Origin of the sequence: Paenibacillus sp. NPDC058177 (genome assembly GCF_042883835.1) — a bacterium.
GTDB lineage: Bacteria > Bacillota > Bacilli > Paenibacillales > Paenibacillaceae > Paenibacillus_AQ > Paenibacillus_AQ agri.
In genome coordinates, this window is sequence record NZ_JBHVVB010000002.1 from 394,476 (window position 1) to 411,914 (window position 17,439).

Genomic DNA, 17,439 nt, shown 5'->3' on the forward strand with positions numbered 1-17,439 from the left:
AAGGCCCTGTCTCCTTCCCGGGCAATTCTTCCGAAGGAGACAGGGAGCTTTAATTGGCCAAATCAATCGGTCCCGGAACAGGCACCTTGCGGCTAATACGGGCACCCAGTTTCTGAAACAACTTCTCAATACCGTCATAGCCCCGGTCTATGTGATGCGCCTGCTCGACAATGGTCGTCCCGTTGGCGGCAAGGCCGGCAATCACAAGCGCTGCCCCCGCCCGCAGGTCAGTTGCCTCCACAGTAGCTCCGTAGAGCCTCTGCACACCGCGGATGAACGCCCGGTTCAGGTCAATAGAAATATCCGCACCCATGCGAGCCATTTCCTCCACATGCTTGAAGCGCCCCTCAAACACGGTTTCTTTGATCACACTAAAACCGTCGGCGAGCGAAAGCAGCACCATCACCTGGGACTGGAGGTCCGTCGGAAACGAAGGATATGGAGAGGTCACTATTCGCTCTACCCCCCGGGGACGCCCCATGCAGCTGACATTAATTATATCATTGCAGACTGTAATTTGAACACCGGCGCGCTTGAGCACATGAATGAGCGAGGTCAAATGCCCTGCGTTAGTATGTGTCAGCGTAACGTTCCCCCGTGTTGCCGCCGCTGCAATCATTACGGTCCCAGCTACAATCCGGTCCGGAATGACCTCATACGTACAGGGGTAAAGCTTCTTCACACCTTGAATTGTGATGGTATCAGTCCCTGCACCCATGATCTGGGCCCCCATCTTGTTCAAAAAATGCTGAAGATCCTGTATCTCCGGTTCCCTGGCCGCACCGGTTATCGTTGTGGTGCCTTCCGCCGTAGCCGCAGCCATCATAATATTCTCTGTCGCCCCTACGCTCGGGTAGTCTAGGTGAATATCACTTCCTGTAAGCTTTTCCGCCCTGCAGGAGATCTGGCCACTACTTTCCTCGATCACCGCACCGAGCGCCTTTAGCCCCTGCAAATGAAGATCAATCTTGCGTTCGCCGATAGCACAGCCACCAGGCTGATATATCTTCACCTCACCAAACCTGGCGAGGAGCGGACCCATCAGAAAGATCGAGGACCTCATCTGCCGCATTAAATCCTCTGGAACATGAGAAGTAGCCACGGAGGATGTGTCAATCGTCACCCTCTCGTCTTCATGCACACTTTTGCAGCCCAGCCGGTCCAAAATATCCAGCATGGTCACGGTGTCCAGCAGCTTCGGCACATTATGCAGTGAGTGAACTCCTTCGGCCAGCAGACTTGCCGCCAGGATCGGCAGCGCCGCATTTTTTGCTCCATGGATCCGAATGGTGCCGGACAGGGGACTCCCACCCTCAATCACCAATTTGTCCAATGTATCACCTCCGAGATTACCGCTCACCCACCACAAACACTTCCGGTACCAGGGCCTTCGTGAAATGAACAGGAACGCCCGCCTGCCTCATTTCAATACCGGAAGTGTCTGGGTGATTGTCACGATTATAGGATTATCCTATGTTCAATCCCTCGGGTGTGTGACTGTGGCTGCCAATAAGGCATTTTCCGCCACCGCAGCCCTAAATCCAGGCTTATTTCCCACTGTCGTGCGGCCTGTACTTTAGCCGCTGAGGAATTACTTTTGCTTGCCGACGAGTTTGTACAGCTCACTGACGACCAGCGCGGCAGAATCTCTTTTGCCCAAACGCAGCGAGGACTCAGACATTTTACGGCGAACAGCCTCATCTCCAATAATCTTGGCAATGGCTCCATGCAGTGCCTGCCCATTCAGTTCTTTCTCCAACACCACCACGGCGGCGCCTTCGCGTTCCAACTGTCTGGCATTGGCTTCCTGGTGATTGTTCGTTACGTTAGGAGAAGGTATAAGTACAGAAGGAATGCCCAAAGCCGTAATCTCCGAAAGAAATGATGCGCCCGCACGGTTGACGATCAGCGACGTGCATGCCAGTACTTCCGGCATATTGTGAATATAAGGAAGCACATGCAGCCAGTTGGGGAGACTCCCCAATTTTTGCCGCAGCGCTTTGCGGGTCTCTTCAAAGTAAGGCTCGCCCGTCACATAAACGTAATGAACTCCATTACCCTTACCCACAAAAGGGGCCATGTCAATCATCGCATCATTAATGGCCTTGGCTCCCCGGCTGCCGCCGACCACCAGCACAACTGTGCTGTCTTCGGGAATACCAAGCGATGCATACCCACGCTGTGCGCTTGCAGTGGTTACTGTAGTAGCCCGCGGGTTGCCGGTATAAATGACCCGTTTACCACCAGGAAACGCAGATTCCGTGCCTTCAAAGCTGACAGCCACTGTATCTGCATAACGGCTCAGGAAGCGGTTAGTCAGACCAGGAATGGCATTCTGCTCATGAATCAATGTTGGAATGCCCAGCCTTGATGCGGCATACACGACAGGACCGCAGACATAACCGCCCGTCCCGATCACTACATCCGGCTTGAACTCTTTAAGCATCTCTTTAGAAGCCCTGACTCCTTTCAGAAAACGCATAACGGTCTTAACGTTATCCATAGATAGCTTGCGGCGGAAGCCGGTAATATCAATAGATTTGAACGGAATGTTCTCCTGGGGAACCAGTTTGCTCTCCAGGCCGCGCGTGCCGCCAATATACAGAAAAGCAGCTTGGTCGTCCTCTGCTTCCAGTTGCCTTGCGACTGCGACGGCCGGATAGATATGTCCACCCGTGCCGCCGCCACTTAATACGATACGCATGCCTTTCACCTCGCATAACGGGATAAATTCAGTAGAATGCCGAGTGCCGTGAGCATGAGAGTTAACGAGGACCCGCCATAGCTGATCAGCGGAAGCGTAATGCCCGTTACCGGCATCAGGCCGATAACCACACCGATGTTGATGACGACCTGCACAGCCACCATACAGACGATGCCTACGGCTAAGTAGCTCCCAAAGCGGTCAGGCAGGCTCATCGCCACCCTCATCCCGCGCCAAATCAGAATTAAGAACAAGGTCAATACCGCCAAGCCCCCGATAAACCCCAATTCCTCGGCCAATATGGAAAAAATAAAATCAGTCTGTGGTTCCGGTACATAACTGTACTTCTGGCGGCTCATTCCAAGCCCCATGCCCCCAAGTCCGCCAGGACCGATGGCGTACAGCGATTGGATAATCTGATAGCCTGCGCCGAGCGGATCGGACCAGGGATCCAGGAACGCCGTGATCCGCTGCAAACGATACGGAGCCGTGGCGATCAGCCCGGCAAATCCGGCCAGGCCCGCAATACCCAGTGACACCAGATGCTTCATCCGGGCACCAGCTGTGAAGACCATCATCAATGCGGCGCCGAACATGACGGTGCCCGTCCCAAGGTCAGGCTGGAGCATAATCAGACCAAAGGCCGTACCAATCAGTGCCAGCGGGGGCAACAGTCCACGGGTGAAGGTGGAAATATCATAATCATCGCGTCCCAGCCAATTGGCCAGAAACAGGATCATGCCCATCTTCATGAACTCCGAGGGCTGGATGCCGAAGGAGCTAATGCCCAGCCAACTGCGCGCTCCCCCGCGCACAACCCCGATTCCAGGGATCAACACAATCACCAGTAATACAAAACAAATGATCAACAGCGGTTTGGCGAACTTCTTCAGAACGCGATAATCCGTATTGGCGGTAAAGAACATGACCACCAGGCCCAGACCCGCGAACAACAGCTGCCTTTTGACAAAATAAAACGAGTCTCCATAATTGCGAAAGCCCAAGACGGAACCGGCGCTGTATACCATCACCATGCCGATAACCAGCAGGGCAAGAATAGGGATCAGCAGCCAAATATCCGGCGCATGACGGGATTTGTTCATGAGGAGCACACCTCTGCTTCCGTAGTAGGGGCTTATCCGCCCCCCTACTTAAAGGTTATGCACCGCCTCTTTAAAAATACGCCCGCGCTCTTCATAGGATGTAAACATGTCCCAGCTTGCACATGCAGGTGACAAGAGAACGATGTCTCCTTCTTCCGCCAGGGCGGAAGCCTCCCGCACAGCCTGCTCCAGCACGGCGGCGGCGCTCTCCCCATTATCGACGGACACCACGGCGTTTAGTCCTGCCAGCTTCGCCACGTTCACCAGCTTGTCCTTCGTCTCTCCCAGAGCCACAAGTGCCTTAACACGACTGCTCAGGACAGGCAGCAGTTCAAGATAATCAGACCCGCGGTCCAGCCCGCCAGCAATCAACACTACCGGTCTACGGAGAGAGGTCAGCGCCATCGTAGTCGCTTGGGAATTCGTCGCCTTGGAATTGTTATAATAAGCAGCTCCGTTTTTATCTGCAACGTACTCCAGACGGTGCTCTACACCACGGAAAGACTTCAGTACCGCTGACAGTCCAGCTGGATCAGCCCCCGCCGCTATGGCAATAGCGCTGGCTGCCAGCGCATTCCCCACATTGAAGCGTCCTAGAAGACTGATAGACTCTACCGGAGCGATCTCTATCTCCTGACCCGCCGAATTACGGTAGAGAATGACGCGCTCCAGATCGTCTTCAACATCAGGTACATAGGATGGACTAACAAAGACGCCCTGCACCAGCTCCTCTGTCATAGAGAAAGGCAGCAGTTCTGCTTTTACATAAGGCACCAGTTCGCGACAAACGGGGTCATCCCAGTTCAGCACTGCTGTATCGCTATCCAGTTGATTGGCAAAAATCTTCGCTTTGGAGTCCACATAATCCTTCATATCTCCGTGATAATCCAGATGCGTCTCGGCTACGTTCAGCAGACAGCCTATCTTCGGGCGGAAAGTCTCCGTTCCTTTGAGCTGGAAGCTGCTCAGTTCAACCACCATCCAGTTGTCCTCGGTGGCCTCCTGTGCCGCCTGACAGAGCGGTGTGCCGATGTTACCGGCTACGATCGGATTCATACCTGCCGCATCCAGCATCTGACCCACCCAGGTCGTTGTCGTCGTCTTGCCGTTGGAACCGGTGATACCGATCATCGGTGCGGCACAGAGACGGTAAGCCACTTCGACCTCGGTGACCACTTCTATGCCGAGCTCCAATGCTTTTTGAACAGGAGGCACGGAATACGGTATGCCCGGATTCTTAACCACCAGCTTGATGCCCGGATGAATCAACCCTTCCGGATGCCCGCCGCATATAACAGAAATTCCCAAAGATTCCAATTCGGAAGCTTCGGGACTTTGTTCTCTTTCCTTTTTATCATTGACCGTAACCACGGCGCCGCGCTCATGCAGCACTTTGGCTACCTGGACGCCGCTCTTGGCAAGACCCAGAACGACGACCTCTTCTCCACGATACAAATCCGGATGTTTCATAGTCTACAACCCCTTGCTGATATAAAGTCCTACTGCCGCCAGCACCAGACTTACCGCCCAGAACGAGATGACGACCCGCCATTCCGACCAGCCGCTGAGTTCAAAGTGGTGATGGATTGGGCTCATTTTGAAAATACGCTTGCCGCGGGTTTTAAAGGAAGCTACCTGCAATACAACGGATAGCATTTCCACTACAAATACACCGCCAATAATCAGGAACAACAGCTCGCTCTTCGTGACGATCGCTATGGCACCAATGGCGCCGCCAATCCCGAACGACCCCGTGTCTCCCATGAACACCTTAGCCGGGTGGGCGTTAAAGACCAGAAAGCCCAGCACAGCGCCGATCATCGCTGCAGCACATACGCCTGCCGCAATGGAAGTCGTCTGCATGGCAATAACAGCGTAAGCCGCAAGGGCAATCGCACTAACCCCGGACAGCAGACCATCTACGCCATCGGTAAAATTGACAGCATTGGTGACAGCCATCATCATGACGATGACGAACGGATAGTAGAACCAGCCACCCCAATCAAAGCTCCAGGACGTGCCTGGTACACTGATGCTGGTGCTATGTCCCGCGGAAATTAACAGGTAGCACATTACAGCTCCCACGAGGAGCTGTCCGATCAGCTTCTGGCGCGCCGTTAGTCCGAGGGAACGTTTGAAGACGATTTTGATATAGTCATCCAAAAAGCCGATCAGGCCAAAGCCGAGCGCAGCCACAAGAAGGACATAAAAATCCGAGTTTACTACGGAAAACTTAAGAAAAGACAAGGTAAAGGCCACAATGATCACGATCCCGCCCATTGTAGGCGTTCCCGCTTTTTTAAGATGACTCTGAGGCCCGTCGTCACGAACCTGCTGTCCGAATTTCATCCTGCGCAGCAGCGGAATGAAGAGCGGAGCGGCAATGACCGCAAGGATAAAGGAAACAGCGATAGTAAGCAGCAATAATTGATAATCCATGGGTACACCCCCTCCAATGTTCTATGTCTGTTGATAATGTGCATTCAGTGACCCCAGCACTTCTTCCAGCCGCATGCCTCGTGAGCCCTTGAAGAGCACAATATCTCTTGGCGTGCTTTTAGCGATCAGAAGTTCAGTCAGAGACGCTTTATCGGTAAAAGCGAATACTCTGTCCGGCCCGAATGTCTTGGTGGCAGCTTCTGCGATATGTGTAGACAGAGGGCCAAAAGTAAATACAAAATCAAGCTCTTCGGCATTCAGGTAGCTACCAATTTCACGGTGATACCGTTCTTCCTCCGGCCCAAGTTCCAGCATGTCCCCAAGCACGGCGATTTTGCTGCCGCTGCTCTTCATGGCTTGAATGACATCAATCGCTGCCCGCATAGATGTCGGACTGGCGTTGTAGGCATCGTTCAGCAGGGTTAGTCCGCAAGGCACTGAGATCACTTCAATTCTCATACCTGTCAGCCGGAGTCCGCCGAGGCCCTGCTCGATATGCTCCTCCGTAATGCCGAAGTGACGCGCAACCGCCAGCGCAGCCAAAGCATTCACCACATTATGGCGGCCAGGCAAAGGCAGGGTAAAGGCACGCTCGGCATGGAGATGAGAAGTGAAGCTCATTCCCGCACTGTGAGCCATCATGCCTGTCGGATAATCATCATTGTCTGCGGCCAGGCCGAAACGGAAGGTTCTCATCTCTTGCGGAGCCTGGAACCCCGGTTCCTCCATCACTTCCGCAAGCAGTGGCTCATCCCCGTTATAGACCAGCAGACCGCCAGGCTTCAAGCCTTCAGCAATTTCCAGCTTCGCCCGGGCGATTTCCTTACGAGAGCCGAGCTGCAGCAGGTGGGACTCGCCAATGTTGGTAATGATGGCGATATCAGGCGGGGCCAGTGAGGCCAGAAGAGCAATTTCTCCCCGACCGCTCATGCCCATCTCAAGGATGGCCACCTCGGTATCGGATGCCATCGACAGAATCGTTAGCGGTAAACCGATATGATTGTTGAAATTACCTTGTGTCTTATGAACTTTATATTGGCTCTCTAACAAGGCAGTAACGATATCCTTGGTCGTTGTTTTACCGTTACTACCCGTAATGGCTACGACCTGAGGCTTCACGATATCCAGATAAGAAGCGGACAGCTTCTGAAGAGCTATGAGCGTATCTTCAACGAGAATGACCCCACCCTCGGGAGCAGGTCCCCTATCACGCTGCCAGAGCGTGCCAGCAGCCCCTGCCGCAAGCGATGCAGCACCGTAGTCATGTCCATCGAACTTCTCGCCTACCAGCGGAACGAACAAGCAGGCAGGCACAATTTTGCGAGAATCCGTAACGACTCCCGTAACCTCTATATCGGCAGCAGCAGGGGCCAAGAGTTGCCCCCCGCACATGGCGGCGATATTTTCAAGTGTACTAGTAATCAATAGCTTCGGCCCCTTATCACTTCTTTAGCGACGACGCGATCATCGAAATCGTGAACCACTCCGCCGATCAATTGGTAGGTCTCATGACCCTTCCCCGCAATCAATACTACATCGCCGGGGCTTGCCATTTCAATAGCTTTCCTGATAGCTTCTCTCCGGTCTGCGATCAGTTCGTAGCGTTCCCGTGCAACCCCGTCCTCCACCAACCCGGCTTCAATATCCTTCAGAATCAGCAGTGGGTCTTCGGTGCGCGGATTGTCAGAGGTAACAAGGATGGCATCACTGTACTTGGCGGCGATCTTGCCCATCAGCGGACGTTTGGTGCGGTCTCTGTCCCCGCCGCATCCGAATACGGTCAGTACTTTGCCCGTCGCAAATTCCTGCACAGCACGCAATACATTCTCCAGGCCATCCGGGGTATGCGCATAATCCACGATCACCGCAAACTCCTGACCTTCGTCCACGGATTCCACCCGTCCGGCCACACCAGGAACAGCTTCCAGACTAGCCTTGATCTCCTCTAACGGCACATCCTCCAAAAGAGCGGCCGTAATGGCAGCCAACGCATTGTACACATTGAACTTGCCGACCATTCGCAGCGAAATGTCCGTCTTCCCTTTAAACGTGTCAACATGGAAAAATGTTCCTTTTGCAGTGATCGAGATTTGAGAAGCACGGACATTGGCCTCATTGTCAATGCCGTATGTAATGACTTCTGCAGCGGTCTGGGAAGCAAAATAAGCGCTGGCCCCATCATCTGCATTCAGCACCGCGTATTTGCGCTCTTCCTTCCAAGGGGAGATGACATTGCCCAGGCGGGAGAAGAACAACCCCTTGGCTGCCCGGTACTCCTCCATTGTATGATGATAATCCAAATGGTCCTGGGTTAAATTTGTAAATATCGCTGTGCGGAAATCTGTTCCTTTCACACGCCCTTGTTCCAATGCATGCGAGGACACTTCCATGACGCATAATTGCACGCCTTTGTTCGCCATATCGCTCAGTGAACGCTGAAGCTCCAGTGATTCGGGAGTGGTTCCGGACATCGGATAACTTTGACCATCATAGCGCATTTGAATGGTTCCAATGAGTCCTGTCTTCACCTGATGATCTTCCATGATCCGTTCAATAAGATAGGTTGTCGTAGTTTTACCGTTAGTACCCGTGATACCGATCATCCGCATGCGGCTGCTCGGGGAACCAAAAAAGGCATTAGACAGTACAGACATCGCAAAACGACTGTCGCCTACTACGATTTGCGGCACATCAAGGTCAAGTCTTCGTTCCGCCACAATAGCAGCAGCCCCGTTCGCCACTGCCTGTGAGGCGTACTCATGCCCGTCTACAGTGTGGCCGGGCAGACAGATGAACAAGTCGCCCGGCTGTACCCGGCGGGAATCTGTCTGCAGATTCTTGATCTCAATATCTCCTGCCCCGTATAGCTGCGATACGGCCAGACAGGATGCCAATTCGTTAACTTTCATAGTAATCCCTCACTCTACATTTTCGGATAAGAGATACAGTAGTATACCTCTTGGAATGCATATTTGATACTGGCGCTCTGGGGGCCTCTCACTTTCATCCGCTGCTGGTTATTCGGGTGATGCACCCATGTAAATGCGGATGGTGGATCCCCGTTCCACTCTGGCTCCCGGCTTGGGGGCCTGGTTGATTACGGTATTGCCCGTTCCGGAGCGGGCCAGTGTAAAGTTCATATTCAGATCTTCATAAATATCCTGTACGGTGGCGCCAGTGAGGTCAGGTACAGTCACAATTGGCGTTTCCCCGTATTTATAATTCTTGGCTAGCTGATCAGTCCGTTCCGGCACCTTCATGTAATGCAAGGAGTCTTCCAAAATATTCTGTACAATTGGTGCGGCGACAACACCCCCGAACTGAATGCCTTTCGGATTATCCACCGCCGTATAAACAACGATTTGCGGATCATCTGCTGGCGCAAAACCGACAAAGGAAACGATGTGCTCTGTCGGAGAGTAGCGGCCGTTAATGACCTTCTGGGCGGTACCTGTCTTGCCACCTACCCGGTATCCATCAATAAAAGCCGGGCGGCCAGTGCCCTTGGCAACCACACTCTCCAGCGCAGCCCGAACCTTCTTTGAGGTCTCCTCAGAAATAACCTCCCGCACCAGTTCAGGCTCCACCTCTGAGACGGTTTCCCCTGTATCCGGGTTAATCCAGGCTTTGGCTACATGCGGTTTATATAACTTGCCGCCATTGATTGCTGCCGATACTGCTGTGATCTGCTGAATCGGTGTAACCGAGACACCTTGGCCAAACGCCGTTGTTGCCAGCTCGACAGGCCCCACCTGCGATGGCTTGAACAAGATACCATTCGATTCACCGTTCAAATCAATTCCCGTCTTGCTCCCAAAACCGAAATCCCGGATGTATTTGAACAATGAATCCTTACCCAGCCGCTGACCCAGGGCCACGAAGCCCGGGTTGCAAGAGTTCTCGACAACCTGCAGGAAAGTCTGGCTGCCATGGCCGCCTTTCTTCCAGCAGCGGAGTCTCGCCCCGCCGACCTCGATAAAACCAGGATCAAAGAAGTGATCATTCTGCAGATCAACCTTCCCCTCCTGCAGCGCAGCCGCAAGGGTAATAATCTTGAAAGTAGACCCTGGCTCGTAGGTCATCCAGATCGGCAAGTTCCGGTTATAGGTCTGAGCATCATATTCCTTGTATTGCCCGGGTTCATACCCCGGCCTACTGGCCATCGCCAAAATCTCGCCATTCTTGGGATTCATGGCAATGGCCCAGCTGCCCTGAGCCTGATACTTCACCATTGCCTGATCCAGCTCTCGTTCCATAATCGACTGAATCTGCTTGTCAATCGTCAGTTCCAGATTAAGTCCATCCTGAGGCTTGGAATACTTCTCGGAGGAACCTGGCATTAAACGCCCTCCGGCATCGGAGAGATAAGAGATATTACCGCCAATACCCTGCAGCAACTTGTCATAGATGCTCTCTACTCCGGTAATGCCCTGGTTGTCTATCCCTGTAAAGCCTAGAATATGCGCTGCAAGATCACCGTAGGGGTAATAGCGCTTGCTATCCTCAGCCACAACGATGCCCGGCAGCTTCAAATCACGAATTTCGGCGGCAAGCTCCATCGTAATTTTACGGCCGCCGGGCTGCAGTCTCACCGAGGCTTTCTTTTGGGACAGCATAGGCACAAGCTTCTCCTTGGTCATGCCAAGCAAGGGTGCCAACTGCTGTGCTGTCGTCTCTTTATCTTTTACTTGCACAGGAATGGCGTAGATCGTAGGCGAACTGACGTTATATGCCAGCGGTACACCTTCGCGGTCCAATATTTCACCGCGCTTGGCGGTAAAGGGAATATTCCGGCGCCAAGAATCCTCAGCTTTAGCAGTTAGTTCCTGGCCTTTAGACAATTGTACATAAGCCAGCCGAACCGCTAGCGAACCAAACAACAAAGCCAGTCCTAGCAGCGTCCACAACATTCTTCGGCGGCTTGTAACTTTCGATACCTTCATTCCGTTCTCCCCCGTTTCCCAGGTAATAGACATGAGCTCTTACCTTCATGACTATTCGGGACAAACAGGGGTTAGAACAAGCCTATGGATTGCTTTTGGCCTCATTCTCTCCGTCCGCAGGTGGATCGGCCGCCGCCTGATCTCCCCCTGGCTCGTTGAGCGGAGTTAATTTGAGAGTGATAAGCTTCTTGCCATTCTTCGTACTCTCTACTTGCTCAGTTACATAACCTTCACCCTGTACAACGATGCCAACCTTCATAAGGCTGAGCACTTCCAGCGCATCACGCAAGGACTGACCCTTCAGATCCGGAATGACTGACGAATCCCCCTCCTGACTCAGCAGATAAATCCGCTGGCCTGAAGCAAGCTTCGTTCCGCCAGGAGGATACTGACTGACTACAGTCGCTCCTTGGCCGACAGTCTCGAAATCATATCCACCGGCGAGCAGAAGTTCACGGGCCTCCTTCATCGTTTTCCCTTGAAGATCTGGAGCCGTTCGCAGAGCTGGAGCCGCCGCTTTGACTGGTTCTTTACTGTTTTTATCATCTTTGGTGACGTTCTTCGGCACACCCATGTATTGCAGCGACTGAGACACAATCTCCTTGAACACTGGCCCTGCCGCTGTACCGCCACCTACCTCGACGTTCGGCTCATCAATGATAACGATCACGGCAATTTTCGGATCATTCACGGGCGCATAGCCAATAAAGGATACAAGCACCTTGGATTTCACATAGTCTTGTCCCTCAACCTTAATAGCCGTTCCCGTCTTCCCTGCTACCCGGTAGCCTTCAATATAGGCATGACGTCCAGTACCTATAGTCTGGTCAGCAACCACCTGTTCCAGATAACCCCCGGTCTCCCTAGCGCTTTGCTCCGAAATCACCTGACGCACAACCTCTGGCTTAGTAACCGCCGTTTGTCCTGTATTCGGGTTGGTTACTTCCTTGACCACATGCGGAACCATCAGCTTCCCGCCGTTGGCAATAGCTGCAACCGCCGTTAACTGCTCAATCGGGGTTACCTGTACCTTACCATGACCATAAGCCAGTGTGGCAAATTCAACGGGGTATTGGGGCGATACTCTACCCGTAACTTCCCCCGGCAAATCTATACCTGTTTTCTCTTTAAAACCAAAATCTTCAATATACTTTAAGAGTCTATCCTGTCCTAGCATTTCATAGCCTAGTTTGACGAAAGCTACGTTACTGGAGCGTTTTACACCTTCAAGAAACGAGATCTGGCCCCAGCCAGCTTTTTTGATATCATGCAGTGACTTGCTGTAGCCCTTGATCCGGATCGATCCAGACATGAATGTGTCATCGGGCTTGAACAGCTTCTCTTGCACTGCCCCGGCTAGTGTAGCAATCTTGAACGTAGAGCCAGGTTCATAAATAGATTGGATGGCATGGTTCCGGAAAGCACCTTGATCTTTAGTTTCCCAAAAGGCATTAGGGTTGAAGGTGGGCATATTCGCCATCCCCAGAATTTCCATTGTGTTCGGATCTGCCGCGATGACAGTCATACTCTTTGGCTTATACTGGTTAACGGCCTTCTTCATCGCCTCTTCGATATAATACTGAATGGTACTATCAATCGTCAGCTTGAAATTGTTTCCATTAACTACCGGCTGATAGGATTCCTCGGCATTGGGCAGCTTGATTCCCTTACCGTCACTCTTATAGAGTAACTGCCCGTCCTTACCTTTCAACTGATCGTCAAAATACTTCTCGAAACCCATAACGGCTTTGCCGTCACGGTCTGTATACCCGAGAATATGGGCTGCAAGGGTATTCTTAGGATAATATCTCTTCTGCTCCCGTACAAATCCGATCCCCGTCTCCTGAATCTTATGCTCTGCTTTCAGCTTGTCCCGAAAAGCCACTACCTTCTCATAAAGATCCTGATCGATTTTCCAGCCTTCGTTACGAATTTCACGGTTCTTTAAAAAATTACCGTTCTCATCCTTGGCCTCCACCAGCTTCCGCAGCTCACTCTCCGGCTTCTTCAGCAGATCCTTGAGACCGGCGATCACCTCATCGCCAATACCTATCGTGTTTATCACCTCAGGGTTCACAACAACAGTGTAAGCAGGGACGTCGCTGGCCAGTGTGCTTCCATTACGGTCGGTGATCACTCCGCGGGTCGCCTTAATTGTGGAAGTATGCGCCCACTGCTTTTGTGCCCGTTCCTGCCAGAAATCCCCGTTTAACACCTGGATATAGAACACCCTTCCGACCAAAACAAGAAAAAAGAGGGTAATACACCCTCCTATAAACAGCGTGCGAAGTTTTATTCTTTTAATCATACCTAACCTCACATACTCTATTATTGCGATCTTGCCAATCGCTTACTAGTTATCTCCGTCAGTAGATGTTCCTGATTTCGGAACAAATATCGTAGTATCTTCATTGGGCGGGACAAAACCCAGCTCCTTGGCCTTTATCGGGATCAACTGCTCCAGTGTCTGCTTTTCCATCTGGTATGTAGCGATCTGCTTCTTATCTCTGGCAATTTCAGCATCCAGCTTCTGCGCTTGCTTGTTCAAATCGTAAATATGAACGTAACGCCAAATCAGGGTGACGGCTACCAGGACAAATACACTTAGAGTCAGCATGTACAGCAGCTTCTCTTGCATGGGGAGCACCATTCGCCTGGTGACTACTTTTGTCTTCTCGCGGTATAGTGGGTTCTTTTCTTCTTTTCTTTTGGGCTGGACTGCCAAGTTGCCGCGGGTATAGGCCATCTCTGACTCTCCTTTATCGTAATTTACAATTTCTCTGCAATACGCAGCTTCGCTGAACGGGCACGAGGGTTAAGCTCAAGCTCTTCTTCGGAAGGCAAGCGTGGTTTGCGATTGATCAGCTTGAGCGAGCCTTCAGCACCGCATACACATAACGGAAAATCAGGTGGGCATGTGCATTTGCTGACATAACTGCTCAGAATCTGCTTGCAAATCCGATCCTCCAACGAGTGGAAGGTGATGACGGATACTCTTCCTTCGGGCGCCAGGCAGCGAACCGCCCCATGCAGCCCTTCTTCAAAGGCACCCAATTCATCATTTACAGCAATGCGCAGGGCCTGGAAACTCCGTTTGGCAGGATGTCCGCCAGTTCTGCGCGCAGCCGCAGGAATACCTTCCTTGATCAACTCTACTAATTCGCCAGTGTTCTCGATGGGCTTCTCGGCTCTCCGCGCTACAATGCGTCCGGCAATCCGTCGCGAGAATTTCTCTTCCCCGTATTGGAAAAGCACGCGTGCGATTTCCTGCTCGGACCAGGTGTTCACAATATCCGCTGCAGTCAACATCCCCGACTGGTCCATCCGCATGTCCAGCGGCGCATCGTGATTGTAGCTAAAGCCGCGTTCCCCTTCGTCGAACTGGGGCGATGAGACGCCAAGGTCAAAGAGAATTCCGTCAACCTGGGGAACTCCGTCTTTCTTCGGGACAAAAGGCACATCTCTAAGCACATATTCCAAATCGCGGAAATTCGTCTTCACAAGAACAACTTTATCCCCATATTCAGCCAGCTTTTCCTTGGCGTTATTCAGGGCCCAGTCATCTTGATCCAGGCAGATTAAACGGCCTTCTCCGCTGAGTTTGGAAGCGATAAGTGAGCTGTGACCTGCCCCGCCGAGCGTGCAATCTACATAGATTCCGTCTTTTTTGATGTGCAGCCCTTCTGTCGCTTCTTCTTTAAGCACCGTGATGTGATGAAACAAGCTGCATCCCTCCAGGACAGTATTCGATATTTGTGTGGTTTATAGATCAAAGTTGAAATCGACCAATTTCTCGGCAATCTCGTTGAATGATTCTTCTGACTGTTCGAAGTACTGTTCCCAAAGCTCCTTGTTCCAGATCTCCACCCGGTTAGAAACGCCTAGAATAACACAGTCCTTGTCCAGCTTGGCATACTGCCGCAAATTGCCCGGCAAGTTTACCCTGCCCTGCTTGTCCCAAACACATTCTGTCGCTCCCGAGAAAAAAAAGCGGCTGAATGCGCGGGCATCCGATTTCATCAACGATAGGGTTTTGAGCTTTTGCTCCATGATGCCCCATTCTTCCATGGGATAAACAAAAAGGCAGGAGTCAAGTCCGCGGGTCGCCACGAAGGAAGTTCCGAGCATTTCACGGAACTTGGCCGGAATAATAATTCGGCCTTTCTCGTCGATACTATGCTGGTATTCACCCATGAACATAGCTTTCCCACTCCCGCTCCCCAAATCCCCACTTTACCCCACTTTTCACCACTTAAGCATAATAGATTCGCCGTTAAAAATCAAAAACCTTTTTCCAGACCAAGGTAATTGTTTCCTAATTGTAAAATTGCCTCTAAGTCCCTATATATATGGTTCCAAGGTCCTGTCCGACACCTGTTACCCCCTGTATAAATTACCAGAAACACGCAAGAAACCGCCCGGCCGGAATATGCTTCCGGCAGAACGGCTTCTGCATCGTATCACCTATGCAAAGTTACATATATATCATGCGGTGGGTACCGCTGTAATCAGCAGGAACAGCCATTAGATTATCAAGCCAATCTGGTCCATAGCGGTTCAAGTAATACATGATGTTGTAGACTCTCTCCTGAAGCTTTCCTTGCGGCATTAGGGACAGCTCAATCCGTTCCCACTGGCGCAGCGCCGCTTCATTCTGCTTCTCAAGAGCATCCTGAGCTTTGGCCTGCAGGAATGAGATCTGATCGAGGATCTTGTCCTTATTATTGCTTCCCAGCTTCAGTAGTCCGGCCTGTATGGTACCGAGCTGTTCAATCAAAGGCTCATAAAGTGAACTGAATGCTGCTTTCGTTTCTTCAAAACGGTCTCCCAAACGAAGCTCGTCCTGCGCAGTCAGCCATTCCTGTCTCTTACTGTCCAGTCCCTGATGTACATCAGGGAATCCGATTCCGTATTTGTCCATATGCTTTTGAAGCGTGCCCTCCACCAGAGTGAAAGACATCCGCGGAATAATCAGCGGCATAGCTCCGCCCACCGTCTTGAAAGCCTGATGCGGGATCGCCCAGTAAGCAATCTCTCCCTGACCCAGCACTGTAGCCAAGGTAGGCAAGAGGTAGTCCTGCATCAACGGGCGGGTCAGCACATTGTTACTGAAACGCTCTGGGTGGGTATAAAGTATATCCAGAAGTGCTTCCTTTGAAAAAGATACAGTTCCTTTACGGTCCGTAAAGAAACCATCCTTCTTGTGCAGCAGCAAGCGTGTGCCTTCATGAATATAGAACAGATTGGCACTGCCTTCCGCCACATCGGCCTGAAGCTGGTACCCGCTATCACGAATAACCGTAGCCGCATTTAGATAGGCCGTCTCCAGTTCTCCATTCTCACGGATCAGCGTTTCAAAAAACGGCTGCTCCAATTTGCGTAGACAGGGATCAGCAGAATCAAGCAGAATCAGACCAAATTTGCCAAACAGATTCCCCATCAACTTGGCGAAAAGGTCTGTCATGTTATTGGAAGCAGAAGAGGCTTCACGAATGAATTCCATAATTCCTGGTTTGAACTCGCTGTCCTGCAGCAGTTCATCCAGTTGAGCTACGGCTTGCTGCCAGCTTTCGTCTTCAACCTTAATATCGCTGACCGATGAACGTACATCTCCGGTTTTCTCAATCTTGATCTTGCTGATTTCCCCGCTTCGATTCAACACATAGGTATGATTGACCTCATCCCAGTCATGATCTTCCCCGGCAATCCAAAATAATGGAACAACAGGTCTGCCTAATTGCTCCCCGGCTTCTCTTGCCGCTATTATGGTTGTCATTGCCTTATATATCACAAGCAGCGGACCCGTGAACAACCCACTTTGCTGGCCTCCGGAAATTACCAGTGTCCCCGGCTTCTCCAACAATGCAAGCGAAGACTTTACCGCCTCATGTGGATTGTGTGCTTCATTATAACTCCGCAGGCAAGCTGCCACCTGCACCCGGTCAGCACGCAATGCCTCGTGGCTGTCCAGCCATTCCGCCCGCAACGCTCTGCTGCCTTCATTACGGAAGTCACCACCGTATAAATGTTCTACCGTCTCATAACGGTTCATATAGTCCCTGGCAAGCGCAGATCCGCCCGCAAGCGGCTCCGTTACAACCTTCATTGCTGTAGCCTCCTGTCTGCTATCTCTGCTATATATAAATTAAATTACAGAGTGATAAACCCTATCTGATTGTATCCAAAGGAGGGGGATTCGTCAAAGAATCACTTATCTTAAATTTTAATCACCATAAAAATGCACCCCTTA

Annotated in this window: 13 protein-coding genes; all 13 read right to left on the minus strand. The window is 51.7% G+C overall.

Translation table 11 applies throughout. The features are described from left to right. Window positions 1-49 precede the first annotated feature (49 nt). Complete coding sequence (gene murA / locus ACFVU8_RS11875; protein WP_379465788.1) at window positions 50-1,333, minus strand: UDP-N-acetylglucosamine 1-carboxyvinyltransferase; 1,284 nt, start codon at window positions 1,331-1,333, stop codon at window positions 50-52. 258 nt (window positions 1,334-1,591) lie between these two features. After that, a complete protein-coding gene (gene murG, locus ACFVU8_RS11880; protein ID WP_387427530.1) occupies window positions 1,592-2,704 on the minus strand; it encodes an undecaprenyldiphospho-muramoylpentapeptide beta-N-acetylglucosaminyltransferase in 1,113 nt (370 codons plus the stop codon). Window positions 2,705-2,709: 5 nt separating this feature from the next. Further along, window positions 2,710-3,807, minus strand: coding sequence for a stage V sporulation protein E (gene spoVE, locus ACFVU8_RS11885; protein WP_387427531.1), 1,098 nt, complete (start codon window positions 3,805-3,807; stop codon window positions 2,710-2,712). A gap of 48 nt (window positions 3,808-3,855) precedes the next feature. Then, complete coding sequence (gene murD / locus ACFVU8_RS11890; RefSeq protein ID WP_379465790.1) at window positions 3,856-5,277, minus strand: UDP-N-acetylmuramoyl-L-alanine--D-glutamate ligase; 1,422 nt, start codon at window positions 5,275-5,277, stop codon at window positions 3,856-3,858. Window positions 5,278-5,280: 3 nt separating this feature from the next. Further along, window positions 5,281-6,246, minus strand: coding sequence for a phospho-N-acetylmuramoyl-pentapeptide-transferase (mraY, locus tag ACFVU8_RS11895; RefSeq protein ID WP_175372879.1), 966 nt, complete (start codon window positions 6,244-6,246; stop codon window positions 5,281-5,283). 21 nt (window positions 6,247-6,267) lie between these two features. Then, the gene (locus tag ACFVU8_RS11900) at window positions 6,268-7,671 is read right to left on the minus strand and encodes a UDP-N-acetylmuramoyl-tripeptide--D-alanyl-D-alanine ligase (RefSeq protein WP_387427533.1); all 1,404 of its coding nucleotides are present in this window, start codon (window positions 7,669-7,671) and stop codon (window positions 6,268-6,270) included. Continuing rightward, window positions 7,668-9,155, minus strand: a complete 1,488-nt coding sequence (locus tag ACFVU8_RS11905) for a UDP-N-acetylmuramoyl-L-alanyl-D-glutamate--2,6-diaminopimelate ligase (RefSeq protein WP_387427534.1) — start codon at window positions 9,153-9,155, stop codon at window positions 7,668-7,670. Before ACFVU8_RS11905 ends, ACFVU8_RS11900 begins: the two co-directional genes overlap by 4 nt. Window positions 9,156-9,263: 108 nt before the next feature. Beyond that, window positions 9,264-11,189: a stage V sporulation protein D gene (locus ACFVU8_RS11910; protein ID WP_379465793.1), complete on the minus strand. Its 1,926-nt coding sequence runs from the start codon at window positions 11,187-11,189 to the stop codon at window positions 9,264-9,266. Window positions 11,190-11,271: 82 nt separating this feature from the next. Continuing rightward, window positions 11,272-13,497: a penicillin-binding transpeptidase domain-containing protein gene (locus ACFVU8_RS11915; RefSeq protein ID WP_387427536.1), complete on the minus strand. Its 2,226-nt coding sequence runs from the start codon at window positions 13,495-13,497 to the stop codon at window positions 11,272-11,274. A 45-nt stretch (window positions 13,498-13,542) separates the two neighbouring features. After that, window positions 13,543-13,935, minus strand: coding sequence for a hypothetical protein (locus ACFVU8_RS11920; RefSeq protein ID WP_379465795.1), 393 nt, complete (start codon window positions 13,933-13,935; stop codon window positions 13,543-13,545). Between the two features lie 23 nt (window positions 13,936-13,958). Continuing rightward, a complete protein-coding gene (gene rsmH, locus ACFVU8_RS11925) occupies window positions 13,959-14,912 on the minus strand; it encodes a 16S rRNA (cytosine(1402)-N(4))-methyltransferase RsmH (protein ID WP_379465796.1) in 954 nt (317 codons plus the stop codon). A gap of 39 nt (window positions 14,913-14,951) precedes the next feature. Next, complete coding sequence (gene mraZ, locus ACFVU8_RS11930) at window positions 14,952-15,389, minus strand: division/cell wall cluster transcriptional repressor MraZ (protein WP_066364153.1); 438 nt, start codon at window positions 15,387-15,389, stop codon at window positions 14,952-14,954. Between the two features lie 274 nt (window positions 15,390-15,663). Further along, the gene (bshC, locus tag ACFVU8_RS11935) at window positions 15,664-17,295 is read right to left on the minus strand and encodes a bacillithiol biosynthesis cysteine-adding enzyme BshC (protein WP_387427538.1); all 1,632 of its coding nucleotides are present in this window, start codon (window positions 17,293-17,295) and stop codon (window positions 15,664-15,666) included. Window positions 17,296-17,439 lie beyond the last annotated feature (144 nt).